Source organism: uncultured Ruegeria sp. (assembly GCF_947497005.1).
Classification (GTDB): Bacteria; Pseudomonadota; Alphaproteobacteria; order Rhodobacterales; family Rhodobacteraceae; genus Ruegeria.
Genome location: NZ_CANMFF010000005.1, coordinates 114,086 through 130,232 on the forward strand (window position 1 = coordinate 114,086; position 16,147 = coordinate 130,232).

Below are 16,147 nucleotides of genomic sequence, written 5' to 3' on the forward strand. Positions count from 1 at the left end.
TCCCCCCCGCATGTAGCAGCGAAGCCAAGCAAAGAACTGGAGAGAGCAGTATGGCCGAAGAAGCCAAAACCGGAAGCGGCATCTGGGAGACGATCAAAACCATCGTCTATGCTCTGCTGATCGCAGGAGTATTCCGCACCCTCTTCTTTCAACCGTTCTGGATTCCCTCAGGTTCGATGAAGCAGACGCTGCTGATTGGCGATTTTCTCTTCGTCAACAAGATGGCCTATGGCTATTCGTATGCATCCTGCCCTAGTCTGATCATTCCAAGCGTCGGCCTGAATGTCGACGCCGAAGATATCTGTGGCTGGATGCAGGGCGAGGGCGACACCCGCATCTGGGGCGGCGATCCCGAGCGCGGCGATGTCATAGTCTTTCGCCATCCGGTCACAGGGCGCGACTATATCAAACGTCTGATTGGTTTGCCAGGCGACCGTATCCAGATCCGCGAAGGTCAGATCATCCTGAACGGCACACCGGTTCCACAGCAGCCCGATGGCGTATTTACCGAAGTTGCCGAACCGCAAGGCCCGCAACGTCTGCGCCCTCGCTGTGAAAATGGCCCTGTTGGTATTGGTGGCACTTGCGAAAAGTCGCGCCAGATCGAAACCTTGCCCAATGGTGTGTCCTATGACGTGCTGAACATTGGCAATCAGGGATCGGACAATACCGGCATCTATACCGTGCCCGAAGGCCACTATTTCTTCATGGGTGATAACCGCGACAATTCCAGCGACAGCCGCCTGCCGCAATCTGCGGGTGGCGTGGGTTATGTGCCGTATGAAAACCTGATCGGACGCGCCGACCGGATCATGTTCTCGTCCGCTGGCCGGTCGATGCTGTTCTTCTGGACCTGGCGCGGAGATCGGTTCTTCAAGGCGGTCAATTGAAGCTTTCGGCTGAAATAAAGGCGTTCCAGCAGCGTTTGGGGTATGAGTTCGCCAACGCTGAACTGCTGGTGCGTGCGCTGACCCATGGCTCAGTCTCGTCGACCACCCGGCCGGATAATCAGCGGCTGGAGTTTCTGGGCGACCGAGTACTGGGCCTTGTCATGGCCACCGCGCTGCTCGAAGCGGACAAAAAAGCATCCGAAGGCCAGCTGGCCCCGCGGTTCAATGCGCTGGTCCGCAAAGAGGCCTGCGCTGACGTGGCCCGCCAGATCGATCTGGGCGCGGTGCTGAAACTGGGCCGGTCCGAGATGCTGTCCGGCGGCCGCCGCAAACAGGCCCTGCTGGGTGACGCGATGGAGGCGGTGATTGCCGCCATCTACCGCGATGCAGGGTTCGAGGCCGCCCGCGATGTCATCCTCGCCCTTTGGGGGGACCGTGTCCACACGGTCGAGGCCGACGCCCGTGACGCCAAAACCGCGCTGCAGGAATGGGCACAGGCCCGTGGGCAAAAGCCGCCCTCTTATATTGAGGTCAAACGCAGTGGCCCCGACCACGCGCCGATATTCACCATTGCGGCGCGGCTGCAGGACGGCGCCGAGGCACAGGCTACCGCCGGATCCAAACGTCAGGCCGAACAGGCAGCGGCGAAGGCTCTGCTGGAGCAGTTGAGCCCGGCCAGTTCATCCTAAGGACATGAAGCTCAGACCAGCCCAGAAGGCAGATGCCGCCAGCCTGGCCGCTTTGTCGATCGAAGTCTGGATCGGCACTTACCTGCGATATGGCGTGAGTTCGTTCTTCGCCGAGTTTGTATTGTCCGAGTTCACAACGCGACGGTTCGAAGCCCTTCTCGACGAGGGGAAAGACCTTCTGGTCGTCTCCGAAAACCGCGATGGAGTCGACGGCTACATTCGGCTGGCAGAAGGTTGCGATCCGCCCGTTGACGGGCTGTCCGATCTTGAGATTGTGACGTTTTACGTGCAGCCGCGCCATCATGGTAGGGGCATCGGTTCAGCTCTGTTGCAGGTGGCGATTGACTTCTGCCGGGCCAAAGGCCGGAACGCGATTTGGCTGACGACAAATTCCGAGAATACAGCCGCGATTGATTTCTATCTGTCCAAAGGGTTCCGGCAGGTTGGCATCACGGATTTCCATATCGCAGACCAAGCCTATCCCAATCACATTCTGGCGTTAGACATTTCAGCGCGGGGCTAAGGTCAGACCACCCGGATGAACCCGGCCAGCCCGGTTTTCTGGTGCTCGATCACATGACAATGAAACGCCCAGTCGCCGGGATTGTCGGCAACCAACGCGATATCAATGATCTCGTCTTTTAACATAAGCACCGTATCGGTTACCAACGGCGGCAGCTTGCGTAGGTTTGACTTTAGCGGGACAAAAGCAAGCCCGTGCAGGTGGATCGGGTGCAGATTCGGAGACTCATTGCGCAGTCGCAGAACATAACTCTTGCCCCGTTCCAGCACGGCCAGCGGCCCGGTTCCCTGTACTGCATCCCCGGGCCACGGCGTGCGGTTAATGGACCAGAAACTGTAGCCCAGCGACCCGCAGAATCCGTCATTGGGCGCACCCCCTTCCGGGGTCCAGCCGAACACGAATTCATGCAATTCGGCCTGATTCAGATCGGGCCGCGCTGCGGGGTTTGAATTCAATGGGCGCAGCTCTCGCAGATCACGTGCAATCGATTGCCCTGTGGCCCGCAACTGTGCCATGGCGCGATGTTTCTGACCGGGAAACTTGCCAACAAGCGCTGCGGATTGTCCTTCATCGTCCGGCATGCGCAACGCAAAATCCACCCGTTGACCGGGACCCATCAACAGCGGCTCGGCTGCTGTGGGCATTGATACATCAATCTCAACCGGATGCCCGTCCCATGCGATAATCCGGGCCTCGGCCTCTTCCAAGTGTAGCTTGTAGATACGGGTCGTGTCTGTATTGACCACGCGCAACCGCACCAGGCTGCCTGCGGCGTGGTCATATATCGCCTCGCTTTGCCAGTTCGCGGTCTGCACATTACCAAACGTGCCCGCCCGTGCGGCACCACGCGCAGTATAGGCCGGCAGAAACGCACCGTCCTCGTCCAACCGGAAGTCTCGCAGATTGATCACCTGCTCACCGTCGAACCCGGAGTCTTCTGGCTCGGCAATCACCATCACACCGGTCAGCCCGTGGGCCATCTGATCCATTGTCATGCAATGGGGATGATACCAATACGTGCCCGCATCCGGAGGTGTGAACTCGTAGACAAAGCTCTCATCCTCGCCGATGGGCATCTGGGTCAGGTAGGGCACCCCGTCCATCTCGTTGGGAATGCGCAGCCCGTGCCAATGCATCGCGGTATAATCGGGCAGGGTATTGCGCACCGTCAGACGCATTGCTTCGCCCTGTTGTCCGTACAGAACCGGTGGCGGCGCATCAGGGGACAGGCTGACCATCCCTGTGGTCAGCTGATCGAGCAACCGATAGCTGGCGGATTGCAGAACCAGTTCCTGCGCCGGATCGCCTGCGGCCAGAGACAATCCTCCCAATCCCATGACACTTGCGGCGGCACCGCTTCCAAAAAGAAACTCGCGACGTTTCATGAAAACCTCACTGAACGGATCTGATGCCGGGCTGGGAATGGCTGGGCGTCTGCGTCCGTCCTGCCACCCTGCGTGCATGGCTGCAATGCGACAAATCCCTCTGGCCCGCCGGGCCTTTCTGCTATAGGGGTGCGCACTTGCAAACAGGATCGCCAGACTTATGACCACACGCGCCGGATTTATCGCCCTGATCGGAGAGCCCAACGCAGGCAAATCCACCCTTCTGAACCGCATGGTTGGGGCCAAAGTCTCGATCGTGACACATAAGGTGCAGACCACACGCACACGTATCCGCGGCGTGGCGATGGAAGGCGACGCACAACTGGTCTTTGTTGACACGCCCGGTTTGTTCAAACCGCGCCGTCGTTTGGATCGTGCCATGGTGGCCGCCGCATGGGGCGGCGCTGCCGATGCTGATGTCGTTGTCCTGATGGTTGAAGCACATCGTGGTATCACCGAAGGGGTTGAGCGCATCCTCGAAGGTCTGGAAGAGATCGGGCAGGGCCGTACCATCGCGCTGGCCATCAACAAGATCGACAAGGTCCCGTCCGAGAAGCTGCTGGCGCTCACCAGCGAGTTGAACGCGCGCTATCCGTTTGCCGAAACCTTCATGATCTCGGCCGAGAAAGGCCACGGCGTTGACGACCTGCGGAAATGGCTGGCCTCTGAACTGCCCGAAGGCCCTTGGCTCTATCCTGAAGACCAGATCGCCGATTTACCGCTGCGCATGATCGCTGCCGAAATGACGCGCGAGAAACTGACCCTGCGCCTGCATCAGGAACTACCGTATCAGCTGACCGTCGAGACCGAAAACTGGGAAGAGCGCAAAGACGGCTCCGCTAAGATCGATCAGATCATCTATGTCATGCGCGACGGCCACAAGGGCATCGTGCTGGGCAAAAAGGGTGAGACCATCAAGGCTGTCAGTCAGGCCGCACGGGCCGAGCTGGAAGAATTCCTCGACCGCAAGATCCACCTGTTCCTGCAAGTGAAGGTTCGGCCCAACTGGCTGGAAGAATCCGAGCGTTACTCGGAAATGGGTCTGGATTTCAAAGACGGCAACGCATGACCCGACTGACGGCCGATTTCTGGGTCCACGCCTATCTGGCGCGGCTGCGGTTTCAGGACATCCCGGCCTTTGTTGTTGCCCACGGCGATGACACCGCAGGTGCAGTTCTGGTTAAGCTGAACACACTGGACGGGCGGGCCGCCGCGTTCCAACGCAGCTTTGACCTGTTGAGTGGTGAGCGGAAATGGATTGAACTCTCGTCTGGTCCGGAAGCCGACGTAGATCAGGCCATCCAGCGCCAGCGCAGCTTTGACCCCGACCTCTGGGTGCTTGAGGTTGAAGACCGGCAAGGGCGGCACCTGCTGGGGGAAGAGGGGCTGGAGTAATGGTTCAAACCAACTCTATGACAGTCCGTTCCCGGACGGCCTGAGCGTCTAACTGCTTTCACCAAGATACACAAAACTCATTTTGTTCCCATCCGGGTCGCGAGCATACGCGCCAAAAAAGCTTGGGCCATACTGAGGACGATCACCCGGGTCGCCTTCGTTTGTTCCCCCGTGAGCCAGCGCAGTTGCATGCGCCTTTTGCACTTCCTCTTTGCTTTGGCATGACAGGCCGACCATGTTGCCGTTCCCAACCGTCGCCGCCTCCTGATTGAATGGTGTCGCGACCCACATGCATCCACCGCCTCGCAGTTCGTAACATACGGCGTGTGGCATGTATTCGGCGACTACTTTGCCCCCCAGTCGGGATACAACCGCGTCATAGTAGGTGCGTGCATTAGCAACATCGTTTGAACCGATCATGACGTAGTTAAGAGACATTTTGGGAGTCCTCCTGATGCGAACATAACAAGAACATTATGATCGAAAAGGCGCGCGCGCAACCCATTTTAGTATTGCCGCGAACTCGTCTTCCTATCGTCTGACCCGGCGACCTTCGGTTTCGATCCGGCAGCCATTAGTTTATGGGCGGCCTGAACCGGTTGTACCTTGAATATTTCACGGCCGTGGATCGCGTGCTATTTGCCTCCGTTCCACCCATCTTCATACTCGCCCAACGTTCTCGAGAGCCGCAGCAAAGACGCAAAAAAGCGTGCATAGACATCCCTCGATAACATGGGCTTGTTGTCATCCAGCACCTGCACTAGCTCAACGACGGCCGCGGCAAACGTCTCATAGACCTGCATGTCTGCAGCCGTCGGGTCTGGCGTCCAGATTTTGTGTTCGTCGTAAAAGGCGGCGGGTTGTGGTTCGTCATCGATCATTGCGTGGCCCCTTCTGTTCGAAACGCAGGTGGGGGTCGTGCAAACGCGCACAAGTCAGCTGGCCCAAAGTCACAAAACTATGGCGGCTTCGGAAAAAGAACGCCCGCCGAAAGAGGATAAAAAGAGGTTCCGCTCTTGCGTGCCAACCCCGCTTGGGATTTTCTGCCGTCCAACCCAACCAATAAAGGGGCCGAGTTTTGGATTGGCGCGATCACGGAATACTCCTGACTTCTCGCCGCCATGGTGAAACCTCGGCGATCATTGAGGTTTTCACCGAAGGCCACGGGCGCCATGCCGGGGTTGTGCGTGGCGGAACCAGCCGCAGGATCGCGCCGATCCTGCAACCCGGTGCGCAGCTGGACGTGCTGTGGCGCGCGCGGCTGGAAGAGCATATCGGCACGTTTCAGGTCGAGCCCCTGCGTTCGCGCGCGGCGGCGGCGTTTTCGGGGCGGCTGGCGCTGTCCGGGCTGAACGCGGTTGTGTCACTCTTGTCCTTCTGTCTGCCCGAGCGCGAGCCACACACCGCGCTCTATACGCGAACCGAACAATTGATGGACCTCTTGGGGCAGGATGAGATCTGGCCGCTGGCCTATCTGCGCTGGGAACTTGCATTGCTGGACGAGCTTGGCTTTGGCCTTGACCTGACCACCTGTGCCGTGACCGGCATGACCGAAGGGCTGATCTACGTGTCGCCCAGGACAGGTCGTGCCGTCAGTGCGAAAGGGGCGGGGGTATGGGCGGACAAGCTGCTGCCCCTGCCGCCCTGCCTGCGCGGGGAAGGCGCAGCACCGGATGCCGAAATCGCGCAGGCCCTGCGCACAACCGGGTATTTCCTCGAGCACCGTGTCGCCCCTTCACTGGGGCATAATCCACTGCCCGAGGCGCGGGCGCGGTTTGTGGATCAGGTCACTCGTCGGTTGTGAACACCATTTCGTGCCCATCCTCATTGCGCAAGATCAGCACATTGCCCGACACTTCGGATTGGGTCATGGCCATAAGGGCGGCAAAGTAGAACCCTTCTGCCTCAAGCCCTGCGCAGGCGGCCCGCGTGGCACTAAGGCCCTGAATTTCGAACCACGGGTAGGGTGCGTTCAGGGTGCCGTTGTAGCTGTTACAGGGGGCGTTCCCGGCTATCTTGCCTTCTTCAGGAAACCGCAGCAGGGCGCTGGCCTCATAAGGCTGCCCGTTGATCTCCTGCAGCACCCAAGTCTGGTCTGCCGCGCCATAGGCGGCGACAGTTTCATCCTTGTCGCATTGGAACAGGGCCATCAGGGGCAGGGTCAGGATCAGGCGAGTCATGTCTGGGTCTTAACGCATAGGGATTGTCGGTGAAACAGCGGTCAGTAGGGCAGAGACCCGTTTAACAGCTGTTCGCGCACTTCCAGCCGGGGTTTCCAGTTGTATCGCGTATCCTCGCGCACCGGTGCCCAGAACAGCGCGCCGCTGTTGCGCCAAGGATCCAGGATGATACCGTCATACATCGGATCTCCTTTGGCACTGATCGATGCCGAATGGTGGATGATGCGGAAGGGCGTCGGCGGTGACGTGGCCCAGTGTAGATCAAGTGTTCGGAAATTTTCCTGCCGCAGGCGCTTGGTCATGGCTTCGGCCCAATCATTGCATAACCCTTTTTCGCGGAAACCGTTGATGACCTTGGCATTATGGACAATGGCTGAGTCGGTGACATTCCAATCCTGCGCCAACTGCTGCGAGTAACTGTAGGCGATGGTGGCTGCCTTCTGAGCTTCGACCGGATCGACATTCGGCCCGAGCATTCGGATCGACTGAGCAAGCGCATTGACATCGCTCTGACTGGCCGTCGGCGCGGAGGTGGTGCAGCCCGCAAGAACGAGCGCCGCCAGAGTGGCGCAAAGGGCAAAAAGTGATCGGGTCATAGGGTGTCCCAAAATGCTGATCGAGTGTGTCAAGTTCAGCTGACGCTCTAACTGCGAAACGACTGGGATCAAAGGGGGAAGTTTGGACTTGTGCGGGTCACATCTGGTTGGAGCCCGGACGGTCAGAGGCATCGATATGGCCTGTATGAAACGTAAGGTCCGACGCGTGGGAGGCGTACAAATCCCACAAAGCAAGAAAAAGACCCGGCGCAAGGGCCGGGTCAGTTGGGGAAACAGGGTTGCCGGACTTGGTCACCCGAGCAGACGTCGTGCGATGACCTGTGCCTGAATTTCGGCAGCCCCTTCGAAAATATTTAGAATACGTGCGTCACACAGAACGCGGCTGATCTTGTATTCCAGCGCAAAGCCGTTGCCGCCATGGATTTGCAGCCCGTTATCGGCCGCAGCCCAAGCCACTCGCGCGCCCAGCAGCTTGGCCATACCGGCCTCAAGGTCACAGCGCTGGCCATGATCTTTTTCCCACGCAGAGAAATAAGTCAGCTGACGCGCGATCATGATCTCGACTGCCATCATCGCCAGTTTGCCAGACACGCGCGGGAAGTTGATCAGCGATTTGCCAAACTGCTTGCGATCGATCGCATATTGCATGGCGATATCCAGCGCGCTTTGTGCCACGCCAATGGCACGGGCGGCGGTCTGGATGCGGGCGCTCTCGAAGGTTTCCATCAACTGCTTGAAACCTTTACCTTCTTCGCCGCCCAGCAGGTTCTCCCCTTTGACGTGGAAGCCATCAAAACCCAGTTCGTATTCTTTCATGCCGCGATAGCCCAGAACCTCGATCTCGCCACCGGTCATGCCGGGGGTCGGGAAGGGATTCTCGTCTGTGCCCGGCGTCTTTTCCGCCAGGAACATGGACAGGCCGCGATGATCGGTGCTGTCAGGATTGGTCCGCGCCAGCAGGGTCATGACATGGGTGCGTGCGGCGTGGGTGATCCACGTCTTGTTGCCAGTGATCTTGTAATCACCGTTTTCGTCCTTCACGGCGCGCGCGCGCAGGCTGCCGAGGTCAGATCCGGTGTTGGGTTCAGTGAAGACAGCGGTGGGCAGAATTTCGGCGCTGGCCAGTTTAGGCAGCCAGTTGGCCTTTTGCTCGTCTGTGCCGCCGGCGATGATCAGCTCGGCTGCGATTTCCGAACGTGTACCCAGCGAGCCCACCCCGATATAACCGCGCGACAGCTCTTCGGACACAACGCACATCGAGGCTTTGGACAGGCCGAATCCACCGAAATCTTCGGGGATGGTCAGGCCAAAAACGCCCATTTCCGCCAGTTCTTCGATGATTTCCAGCGGAATCAGTTCGTCCTTGAGGTGCCATTCATGGGCGTGAGGTTCGACCTTTTCCTGCGCATAGCGGCGGAACTGATCGCGGATCATTTCAAGCTCGTCGTCCAGGCCCGAGGCCCCGAACATGGTGGCACCGGCCTGATCCTGCATCAGTTCGACCAGACGGACGCGTGCGGCCTGAGTGTTGGCTTGCGCCATCAGGGTTTGCACTTCGGTCGATTGAAAGCCCGACAGCGCGTCCCAGCCAAGACCCAAATCCTGAAGCCGCACAACCTCGCCCTGGTTCATAGGGATGCCGCCTGCGACCTGATGCAGGTATTCACCGAAAGCGATCTGGTGCAGCAACTGCTCGAGTTCACCGAACTTGCCTTCGGCCTGCAGTGCTTCGGCCCAGCGCTGCATCTGTTGCAGCGACTGATTGTAGGTGGCCAGCCACGCCAGGCCATGCGCTGCGGTCTGGTTCGCCTCGATCAGGGCGCCAGAGATGCGGTCGTCTGCGGTTACCATGCCGCGCACAGACTCGCGTGCTTTTTCAAAAACCGCTTCTACTGCGGGAACGGCGGCCCGGGTCAAATCCAGAAGATCAGGCAAAACTGCAGCAGTTGTCATCTCGGTCATATCCTGTCCGTCGTGGGCCATGAATCGCGTCCTTTCCTCGGTCGTCTGGTCATATCATGCTGCACGTGCAGCGCAACAAAAATACTAATTAAGCCGCCAAAAAGTTCAAAAATTACCTGAACATTTTTGCAGTGCAGAAGAAATTCCAGATGATATCTAGTGGACATGACCCTGTTTTCCATTCTTTCCCCGCAGGAACTGCTGTTGGCCATGGCTATTGCGTTTGCTGCTGGGTGGATCAAAGGCATGGTCGGTTTTGCCATGCCTATGGTTATGGTGTCGGGGCTGAACTCGTTTCTGCCGCCGGGTCTGACCTTGGCGGGTCTTATTCTGCCGACGCTGGTGACCAATGGGCTGCAGGCCCTTCGCGGTGGTGGTACCGCAGCGATTGCTTCCATTCGGCGGTTTCGGGTTTTCCTTATTGTCGGTGGCCTCTTTCTGCTGTTGAGCGCACAGCTGGTCACTTTGGTCCCCGGTTCTGTCTTTCTGTTGTTGATAGGTGGATTTGTATCTGTCTTCGCGCTGTTACAGGTTCTGGGGTTCAGAATGGCGCTGAACCGTCCGTCGAATGTCGTTGAGGCCGTGGTCGGTGGTGTGGCTGGGTTTGTTGGCGGCATGTCAGGTGTTTGGGGGCCTCCGACGGTTACCTATCTGACGGCACTGAACACTCCAAAGACCGAACAGATCCGCATTCAGGGTGTTATCTATGGTCTTGGGGCGGTTCTGTTACTGGTCGCGCATCTTGGGTCAGGTATTCTGCGTGCAGAAACGCTACCGTTTTCTGCAGCCCTGATCCTTCCGGCAATGGCAGGGATGTGGGTCGGTGTGAAATTGCAGGACCGTATCGATCAAGCAAGCTTTCGCAAGGCAACCTTGTTCGTGTTGCTCGTTGCGGGTCTGAACCTGCTGCGGCGCGGTTTGGTGGGGTGACGCTTCAACCCCGTCGCGTGTCAGCAAAGCGGAAGGCAAAGTACAAACCAAGCATCAAGAAGAACAGACCAGAGATATCGCCGATCAGAAACGCGATATATTCAACCGTTGCACTGCCAAAGGCCAGATTGGTCAACCCCGAGACAAGGAAAGACGTAATGATGCCTACGCCCATCACACATATCCAGCAGGGTTTGCGATCAGATCGGGGGAACAAATCCCACCCGATGGCCTTGAGCAGATAGAAAACGGCCGGGACAGTCAGGACCGCTATCGCGATGGCCATCAGACGGCTGGGCATGAACACGTCCGTTCCACCCAAATAGGCGAATACGATGAACACGCCGGGAAGCAAAGCAAAAATAGCTCGCCATCCCAACAGCCAGGCCGACAGAACCCGCACACCATGCGGCAGAAACAGCAGGCTTGCCCGGCTTGGATATTCTGGGAAAAATACGTTTTGCAATGGCATCAGAACGGCGAATGTAAGGATCGACGCCAGCACATAGGCCAAAGAGGCCAGTATCGTTTCAATTGCCCACGCGCGCAAAGAACTCACCGCTCCTTGCGAGTGTGCAAAGCGTCATCTGGGCGCATTAACGATGTACCGCCCCCGGTTGGCGCTGCCGCTTTGAGAAAGATAGCCCTTTTCGACAAGCGATTTCAGCGCGCGGAAGAAGGTCGGGCGCGAAACGCTCTGGACCAGCGTGTGTTCGATTAGGCCGAATGTGCGGACTTCATGATCGGATTTGGAAAGTTCTTCGGCGGCGTAGTAAATATCACGCTCAACCGGAGATAGTATCTCCAGGCCCAGCGTACGCTCCATGCTTTGCATCAGTTTGCGCAGTTCGGTGAGTTTCGAGATCTCAGTCATAATGTTACCTACAGCTTTCTGTGCCATATGCCGCTAAAATGCGACCATGTGAGCCATGCTGAATAACGTGCAAATCAGCAAGTCTCGTGTTGACACTCATCCCCATTTACTTAGATTAGGTGCGTGATTAGGTTGCTCAATCCAGCGTTGTGAGTGTGCGCACATGAGCGGCCCCAAAGTACTTTCATTCAGTGCCCGGCGCAATTGTGCCGGGTTTTTTCGTCTCAGCGGTTAGCAGGGTTAACGCAAATCGCATTTTGAAACAACGCAATTGTATGTGCTTTTTGTGACAAACAACCACAGGATGTACCGCACTTAATCGGTGCAATAAAAAAGGGGCGCTGTGGCCCCTTTTCTTATCTTATCCGATTGCGACGGCTTTTATGTCGTCGTCAATGAAGGGCAGGTACTGTTCGAAGTTCTCTGCGAACATCTGCACCAGTTTCTCGGCCTGTTTATCAAACGCGGCCTGATCATCCCAAGTGCGGCGTGGGTCCAACAGAACCTCGGCGACGCCTGGGACAGAGACTGGAACGTCAAAGCCGAAATTGGCATCCTTGCGGAACTCGGCATCGCGCAACGAACCTTCCAGCGCGGCGGTCAGCAGCGCGCGGGTTGCGCGGATCGGCATTCGGCTGCCCACGCCATAGGCGCCGCCGGTCCAGCCGGTGTTGACCAACCAGCAGGTCGCGCCGTGCTGAGCGATCTTGTCACGCAGCAAGTTGCCATATTCCTCGGGGCGGCGCGGCATGAACGGCGCGCCGAAGCAGGTCGAGAAGGTCGGTTGAGGCTCGGTTACACCACGTTCGGTCCCCGCTACTTTCGACGTGAAGCCCGACAGGAAATGATACATCGCCTGTGCGGGGGTCAGCCGCGCGATCGGCGGCAGAACACCAAACGCATCGCAAGTCAGCATGATGATATTCTTCGGGTGACCACCCAGCGCGCTCTTGGACGCGTTCGAGATATACTCGAGCGGATAGGCACAGCGCATATTCGCAGTTAGCGAGTCGTCGTCGAAATCCAGTTCTTTGGTTTCCGGATCGAAAACCATGTTTTCGATTACGGTGCCGAATTTCGAGGTGGTTGCATAGATTTCCGGTTCAGCCTCGGCATTCAGGTTGATGGTCTTTGCATAGCAGCCGCCTTCAAAATTGAAGGTGCCACGGTCCGACCAGCCATGTTCGTCATCCCCGATCAGCGTACGCGACGGATCAGCGGACAAGGTGGTCTTCCCAGTGCCGGACAGGCCAAAGAATACGGCTGTGTCGACCGGGTTGCCAACGGCATGGTTGGCCGAGCAGTGCATCGGCATCACGCCTTTTTCGGGCAACATGTAATTCAGCAGGGTGAATACGGATTTCTTGTTCTCGCCCGCATACTCAGTGCCACCAATCAGGATCAGCTTGCGGTCGAAGTTCATCGCAATCACCGTTTCGCTGCGGCAACCGTGCTTGGCCGGGTCGGCCTGAAAGCTTGGGCAGTTGATAACCGTAAAGTCTGCCGTGAAGTCGTCCAGGTCTTCGCGATCCGGGCGGCGCAACAGATGGCGGATGAACAGGTTGTGCCAGGCCAGCTCGGTGACCATACGTACATTGATTGCGTAAGCCGGGTCCGCGCCACCAACCAGATCCTGCACGAAATAGTCGCGGCCTTTCATATGGACCAGCATGTCTTCGTACAGTGCGTCGAAGCCCTCGGGGCTCATCTCGGCGTTATTTTCCCACCAGATGGTGTCAGCAACGCTTTCGGTTTTGACGACGTGTTTGTCCTTGGGTGACCGGCCAGTGAACTTGCCTGTGGTGACCAGAAACGCACCACCATTGCCAAGTGTGCCTTCGCCGCGCTTCAGCGCTTCTTCGATCAGCGCCGGTTCCATGAAGTTGTAATAGACATTGCCCAGACCCTCGATGCCCTGATCTTCGAGGCGGAATTGCGGGTTAACCCGTCCAGATGTCATGTGTGTCTTCTCCTGTGGCGGCGCGAAGGTCGTTGGTCCGTTGCGCCTTTGGGGCAGTGAGCCGGGAAAACCGGCGGCTGGGCGCGTCTTATCACGGTCATTCAGGGCATGAACAGGCGGGTTTGACGCAGTTAGCGCAACCAAGTCCGGGTTTAGCGCCATCACGAATTCAATGTCGGAAAAGCAGGCAGATTTTTGCGGGCAACAAGGCAAATTTGCCGCAGACCTGCCGCAACAAAGGCATGATTCGCAGTTACGGATTGATTCGGCGTCTTAAAACCGCCAACAATGCCTTACAAATAAGCGAATTATTGCGCGAGTGAGCAGGAATAAGGGTGAGCCCGATGTCAAAGATTGCACTTGTGGATGACGATAGAAACATTCTGACGTCTGTATCCATGACACTCGAAGCCGAAGGTTTCGAGGTTGAAACTTATAATGATGGCCAGGCCGCGTTGGACGCGTTCAACAAGAAACTGCCGGACATGGCCGTTCTGGACATAAAAATGCCGCGCATGGACGGCATGGATCTGCTGCAACGGCTGCGTCAGAAAACGCAGATGCCAGTGATCTTCCTGACCTCTAAAGACGATGAGATCGACGAGGTTCTGGGCCTGCGCATGGGCGCGGATGACTATGTGAAAAAGCCTTTCTCGCAACGATTGCTGGTCGAACGCATCCGGGCTCTGCTGCGCCGGCAAGAAGCGACAAGCGGCGATGCCGTGGCGACCAACAGCAATGATACCAAGGTTATGGACCGTGGTGAGTTGCGGATGGATCCGCTGCGCCATGCGGTCAGCTGGAAAGGGAATGATGTGTCCCTGACAGTGACCGAGTTCCTGCTGCTTCAGGCGCTGGCGCAACGTCCGGGTTTCGTCAAAAGCCGCGACCAGCTAATGGATGTCGCCTATGACGATCAGGTCTATGTGGACGACCGAACGATCGACAGCCACATCAAGCGCCTGCGGAAAAAAATGCGCGCGGCCGATTCTGAGTTCTCGGCGATCGAAACCTTGTATGGTATCGGTTACCGGTACAACGAAGAATAGGCGCGGCCGCCTGCAAGAGGTAATGGGGTCTCGTGCGCGACACCGAACAAGCCAGCGAAATGCGCGACGGTGACGTCGTACTTGGGGATGACTGGGTCATCCCCCAGGACCCCGAGTCGGCGGAGCTGAGGGAAAAGCGATCCCGGAGGAACCTGTTTTCTCTGCGCGGCTCGCCTTTGGCACGCAAGATCATCACCTTCAATCTGATCGCCTTGGTGATTCTGGTTACGGGATTGCTGTATCTGGACGACTCTCGAAAAGAGAAGGTGCAACAGACTGCGCGCAACCTGCTTGGCGACGCGCAACTGGTCAGCAACGTCTTTGAAACCCAGCTGCGTCAGGGTGCGCAGAACTCTGCGCAGAATGCCGGAAATCTGGACGTCAAGGACACACTTTCGGGGCTGACACTGCCGGAAGGCGGAGAAGTTTTTGTCTATGATGCCAGCGGCACCCTGATCGGCTGGACCCGCGGCGCCCCGCAGGCGTCGGAAATGCCCGTGCTTCTGCGACCAAATCCTGAAGTGCAGACGGGCAGCACGGTGATCAGTGATATACTGAATGCTGTCTGGACCGGCCTGTCGAACACGCTAAATTGGTCAACGGAAGTCGAAGCGCCAACTCTGGCGCAGCGCGTTCAGGCAATCATTCCACGGGCGCTTGCAGGCCAGAACCAGGTTCAGGCAGTGCAGGACAGCGCGGGTGAGACCGTAATCGTGGCAGCTACGCCAATCCTTTATGCCGAGGCCCCGGCCGGAGCCGTAGCCATCACTGGCCCGGCAGGTGAAATCGACGCTCTTGCACGGCGTGAGCAGGAGCGCATCCTTCAGATGTTCGTGGTCGCATTACTGGTGTCGGTTGGCCTGAGTCTTGTGCTGGCCTCTACCATCGCCAACCCGCTGGCTGAACTGGCGGCTGCCGCCGAGATGGGAAAAGACAGGGGTACAGGGGTCAATCCCGGACGCATCCGCATCCCTGATCTCAGTGCCCGCCCTGACGAGATCGGACGCCTCAGCCGAGCGTTGCGAGGTATGGTGACCGCGCTGTATAACCGGATCGACGCAAACGAACAGTTTGCCGCTGATGTTGCCCATGAAATCAAAAACCCACTGGCTAGCCTGCAATCCGCTGTCGGCACACTGCGCATGATCAAGCGCGAGGATCAACGCAACAAGTTACTGGATGTGATTGAACATGATGTTCGGCGTCTGGATCGGCTGGTGAGTGACATCTCGAACGCGTCGCGTCTGGATGCGGAACTGGTCAAAGAGGAAGAGCTGCCGTTCGACCTGCTCAAGTTGCTGGGTAATCTTGGTCAGTATCTGGGTGACGATGCCCGTTCCAAAGGCATTGATTACATCACCGACCTGCCATCCGAGCCGATTGTAATCAATGGGCTGGAAGCGCGGCTGGCGCAGGTCTTTGTCAACCTGATCACCAATGCCATTTCCTTCTGCGAGGAAAACGATGCAATCCGCGTTTGGGTTCGTCAGCGCGACAACCGTGTGCTGGTTGTCGTCGAAGACACTGGCCCCGGTATTCCGGAACAGGCGCTGACCAAGGTGTTCAAGCGTTTCTATTCACAACGTCCGGTAGAACATTTCGGCAATAACTCGGGCCTTGGGCTGGCCATCTCGAAGCAGATCGTCGAAGCCCATGGCGGTGTGATCTGGGCGGAAAACATCCGCCCGACCGAAGCCGACATCACATCTGACCCTCTGGGCGCGCGATTTGTCGTAGGGCTGCCTGTATAATC

At 57.8% G+C, this 16,147-nt stretch carries 18 protein-coding genes; 9 read left to right on the forward strand and 9 right to left on the reverse strand.

What is annotated here, in order from left to right:
• Positions 1-50 precede the first annotated feature (50 nt).
• The 3 genes from lepB to Q0816_RS08915 are packed head-to-tail and all read left to right on the forward strand — an operon-like array spanning position 51 to position 2,102.
• Positions 51-890, forward strand: coding sequence for a signal peptidase I (lepB, locus tag Q0816_RS08905; protein ID WP_298849585.1), 840 nt, complete (start codon positions 51-53; stop codon positions 888-890).
• The gene (gene rnc, locus Q0816_RS08910) at positions 887-1,579 is read left to right on the forward strand and encodes a ribonuclease III (protein WP_298849587.1); all 693 of its coding nucleotides are present in this window, start codon (positions 887-889) and stop codon (positions 1,577-1,579) included. The genes lepB and rnc overlap by 4 nt, the downstream gene beginning before the upstream one ends.
• 4 nt (positions 1,580-1,583) lie before the next feature.
• Positions 1,584-2,102 (forward strand): N-acetyltransferase, encoded by a 519-nt coding sequence (locus Q0816_RS08915; protein ID WP_298849589.1) that lies wholly within the window; start codon positions 1,584-1,586, stop codon positions 2,100-2,102.
• Positions 2,103-2,104: 2 nt separating this feature from the next.
• On the opposite strand, the gene Q0816_RS08920 is transcribed toward Q0816_RS08915, so the two are convergent.
• Positions 2,105-3,487, reverse strand: coding sequence for a multicopper oxidase family protein (locus tag Q0816_RS08920; protein WP_298849590.1), 1,383 nt, complete (start codon positions 3,485-3,487; stop codon positions 2,105-2,107).
• A 160-nt stretch (positions 3,488-3,647) separates the two neighbouring features.
• Here Q0816_RS08920 and era point away from each other — a divergent pair, with 160 nt between their 5' ends.
• Together era and Q0816_RS08930 are read left to right on the forward strand one after the other, a co-directional pair.
• Positions 3,648-4,556, forward strand: a complete 909-nt coding sequence (era, locus tag Q0816_RS08925; RefSeq protein WP_298849592.1) for a GTPase Era — start codon at positions 3,648-3,650, stop codon at positions 4,554-4,556.
• Complete coding sequence (locus tag Q0816_RS08930) at positions 4,553-4,882, forward strand: DUF1491 family protein (RefSeq protein WP_298849594.1); 330 nt, start codon at positions 4,553-4,555, stop codon at positions 4,880-4,882. Before era ends, Q0816_RS08930 begins: the two co-directional genes overlap by 4 nt.
• A gap of 48 nt (positions 4,883-4,930) precedes the next feature.
• On the opposite strand, the gene Q0816_RS08935 is transcribed toward Q0816_RS08930, so the two are convergent.
• Positions 4,931-5,320, reverse strand: a complete 390-nt coding sequence (locus tag Q0816_RS08935; protein WP_298849596.1) for a VOC family protein — start codon at positions 5,318-5,320, stop codon at positions 4,931-4,933.
• Between the two features lie 197 nt (positions 5,321-5,517).
• Positions 5,518-5,763 (reverse strand): hypothetical protein, encoded by a 246-nt coding sequence (locus tag Q0816_RS08940; RefSeq protein WP_298849597.1) that lies wholly within the window; start codon positions 5,761-5,763, stop codon positions 5,518-5,520.
• A 197-nt stretch (positions 5,764-5,960) separates the two neighbouring features.
• Here Q0816_RS08940 and recO point away from each other — a divergent pair, with 197 nt between their 5' ends.
• Entirely contained in the window at positions 5,961-6,686 is a 726-nt protein-coding gene (recO, locus tag Q0816_RS08945) for a DNA repair protein RecO (RefSeq protein ID WP_298849599.1), read from the forward strand.
• Here recO and Q0816_RS08950 read toward each other — a convergent pair.
• The 3 genes from Q0816_RS08950 to Q0816_RS08960 all read right to left on the reverse strand — a co-directional run bounded on the left by Q0816_RS08950 (position 6,670) and on the right by Q0816_RS08960 (position 9,602).
• Positions 6,670-7,062, reverse strand: coding sequence for an META domain-containing protein (locus tag Q0816_RS08950; RefSeq protein ID WP_298849600.1), 393 nt, complete (start codon positions 7,060-7,062; stop codon positions 6,670-6,672). The genes recO and Q0816_RS08950 overlap by 17 nt on opposite strands.
• A gap of 41 nt (positions 7,063-7,103) precedes the next feature.
• Positions 7,104-7,658 carry a hypothetical protein gene (locus Q0816_RS08955; protein ID WP_298849601.1) on the reverse strand — a complete coding sequence of 185 codons (555 nt, stop codon included), beginning with the start codon at positions 7,656-7,658 and terminating at the stop codon, positions 7,104-7,106.
• Positions 7,659-7,910: 252 nt separating this feature from the next.
• Complete coding sequence (locus Q0816_RS08960; RefSeq protein WP_298849602.1) at positions 7,911-9,602, reverse strand: acyl-CoA dehydrogenase family protein; 1,692 nt, start codon at positions 9,600-9,602, stop codon at positions 7,911-7,913.
• A gap of 144 nt (positions 9,603-9,746) precedes the next feature.
• Here Q0816_RS08960 and Q0816_RS08965 point away from each other — a divergent pair, with 144 nt between their 5' ends.
• Positions 9,747-10,511 (forward strand): sulfite exporter TauE/SafE family protein, encoded by a 765-nt coding sequence (locus Q0816_RS08965; protein ID WP_298849603.1) that lies wholly within the window; start codon positions 9,747-9,749, stop codon positions 10,509-10,511.
• 4 nt (positions 10,512-10,515) lie between these two features.
• Here Q0816_RS08965 and Q0816_RS08970 read toward each other — a convergent pair whose 3' ends face one another.
• The 3 genes from Q0816_RS08970 to Q0816_RS08980 all read right to left on the reverse strand — a co-directional run bounded on the left by Q0816_RS08970 (position 10,516) and on the right by Q0816_RS08980 (position 13,345).
• Positions 10,516-11,070, reverse strand: coding sequence for a hypothetical protein (locus tag Q0816_RS08970; protein ID WP_298849604.1), 555 nt, complete (start codon positions 11,068-11,070; stop codon positions 10,516-10,518).
• Between the two features lie 24 nt (positions 11,071-11,094).
• The gene (locus Q0816_RS08975) at positions 11,095-11,385 is read right to left on the reverse strand and encodes a hypothetical protein (RefSeq protein ID WP_298849605.1); all 291 of its coding nucleotides are present in this window, start codon (positions 11,383-11,385) and stop codon (positions 11,095-11,097) included.
• 361 nt (positions 11,386-11,746) lie between these two features.
• A complete protein-coding gene (locus tag Q0816_RS08980; protein WP_298849606.1) occupies positions 11,747-13,345 on the reverse strand; it encodes a phosphoenolpyruvate carboxykinase in 1,599 nt (532 codons plus the stop codon).
• Between the two features lie 344 nt (positions 13,346-13,689).
• On the opposite strand from Q0816_RS08980, the gene Q0816_RS08985 reads away from it, so the two are divergent.
• Entirely contained in the window at positions 13,690-14,394 is a 705-nt protein-coding gene (locus Q0816_RS08985; RefSeq protein WP_298849607.1) for a response regulator transcription factor, read from the forward strand.
• A gap of 59 nt (positions 14,395-14,453) precedes the next feature.
• Positions 14,454-16,145 (forward strand): sensor histidine kinase, encoded by a 1,692-nt coding sequence (locus Q0816_RS08990; protein ID WP_298849917.1) that lies wholly within the window; start codon positions 14,454-14,456, stop codon positions 16,143-16,145.
• Positions 16,146-16,147: the final 2 nt, after the last annotated feature.

Bases quoted from the DNA above. Each gene is read 5' to 3' on its own strand.
- Q0816_RS08975 (WP_298849605.1), bottom strand. From the start codon at position 11,385: ATGACTGAGATCTCGAAACTCACCGAACTGCGCAAACTGATGCAAAGC.
- Q0816_RS08935 (WP_298849596.1), bottom strand. From the start codon at position 5,320: ATGTCTCTTAACTACGTCATGATCGGTTCAAACGATGTTGCTAATGCA.
- era (WP_298849592.1), top strand. From the start codon at position 3,648: ATGACCACACGCGCCGGATTTATCGCCCTGATCGGAGAGCCCAACGCA.
- Q0816_RS08985 (WP_298849607.1), top strand. From the start codon at position 13,690: ATGTCAAAGATTGCACTTGTGGATGACGATAGAAACATTCTGACGTCT.
- Q0816_RS08990 (WP_298849917.1), top strand. From the start codon at position 14,454: ATGCGCGACGGTGACGTCGTACTTGGGGATGACTGGGTCATCCCCCAG.
- Q0816_RS08915 (WP_298849589.1), top strand. From the start codon at position 1,584: ATGAAGCTCAGACCAGCCCAGAAGGCAGATGCCGCCAGCCTGGCCGCT.
- Q0816_RS08930 (WP_298849594.1), top strand. From the start codon at position 4,553: ATGACCCGACTGACGGCCGATTTCTGGGTCCACGCCTATCTGGCGCGG.
- Q0816_RS08965 (WP_298849603.1), top strand. From the start codon at position 9,747: ATGACCCTGTTTTCCATTCTTTCCCCGCAGGAACTGCTGTTGGCCATG.
- Q0816_RS08940 (WP_298849597.1), bottom strand. From the start codon at position 5,763: ATGATCGATGACGAACCACAACCCGCCGCCTTTTACGACGAACACAAA.
- lepB (WP_298849585.1), top strand. From the start codon at position 51: ATGGCCGAAGAAGCCAAAACCGGAAGCGGCATCTGGGAGACGATCAAA.
- Q0816_RS08955 (WP_298849601.1), bottom strand. From the start codon at position 7,658: ATGACCCGATCACTTTTTGCCCTTTGCGCCACTCTGGCGGCGCTCGTT.
- Q0816_RS08920 (WP_298849590.1), bottom strand. From the start codon at position 3,487: ATGAAACGTCGCGAGTTTCTTTTTGGAAGCGGTGCCGCCGCAAGTGTC.
- Q0816_RS08980 (WP_298849606.1), bottom strand. From the start codon at position 13,345: ATGACATCTGGACGGGTTAACCCGCAATTCCGCCTCGAAGATCAGGGC.
- Q0816_RS08950 (WP_298849600.1), bottom strand. From the start codon at position 7,062: ATGACTCGCCTGATCCTGACCCTGCCCCTGATGGCCCTGTTCCAATGC.
- Q0816_RS08960 (WP_298849602.1), bottom strand. From the start codon at position 9,602: ATGGCCCACGACGGACAGGATATGACCGAGATGACAACTGCTGCAGTT.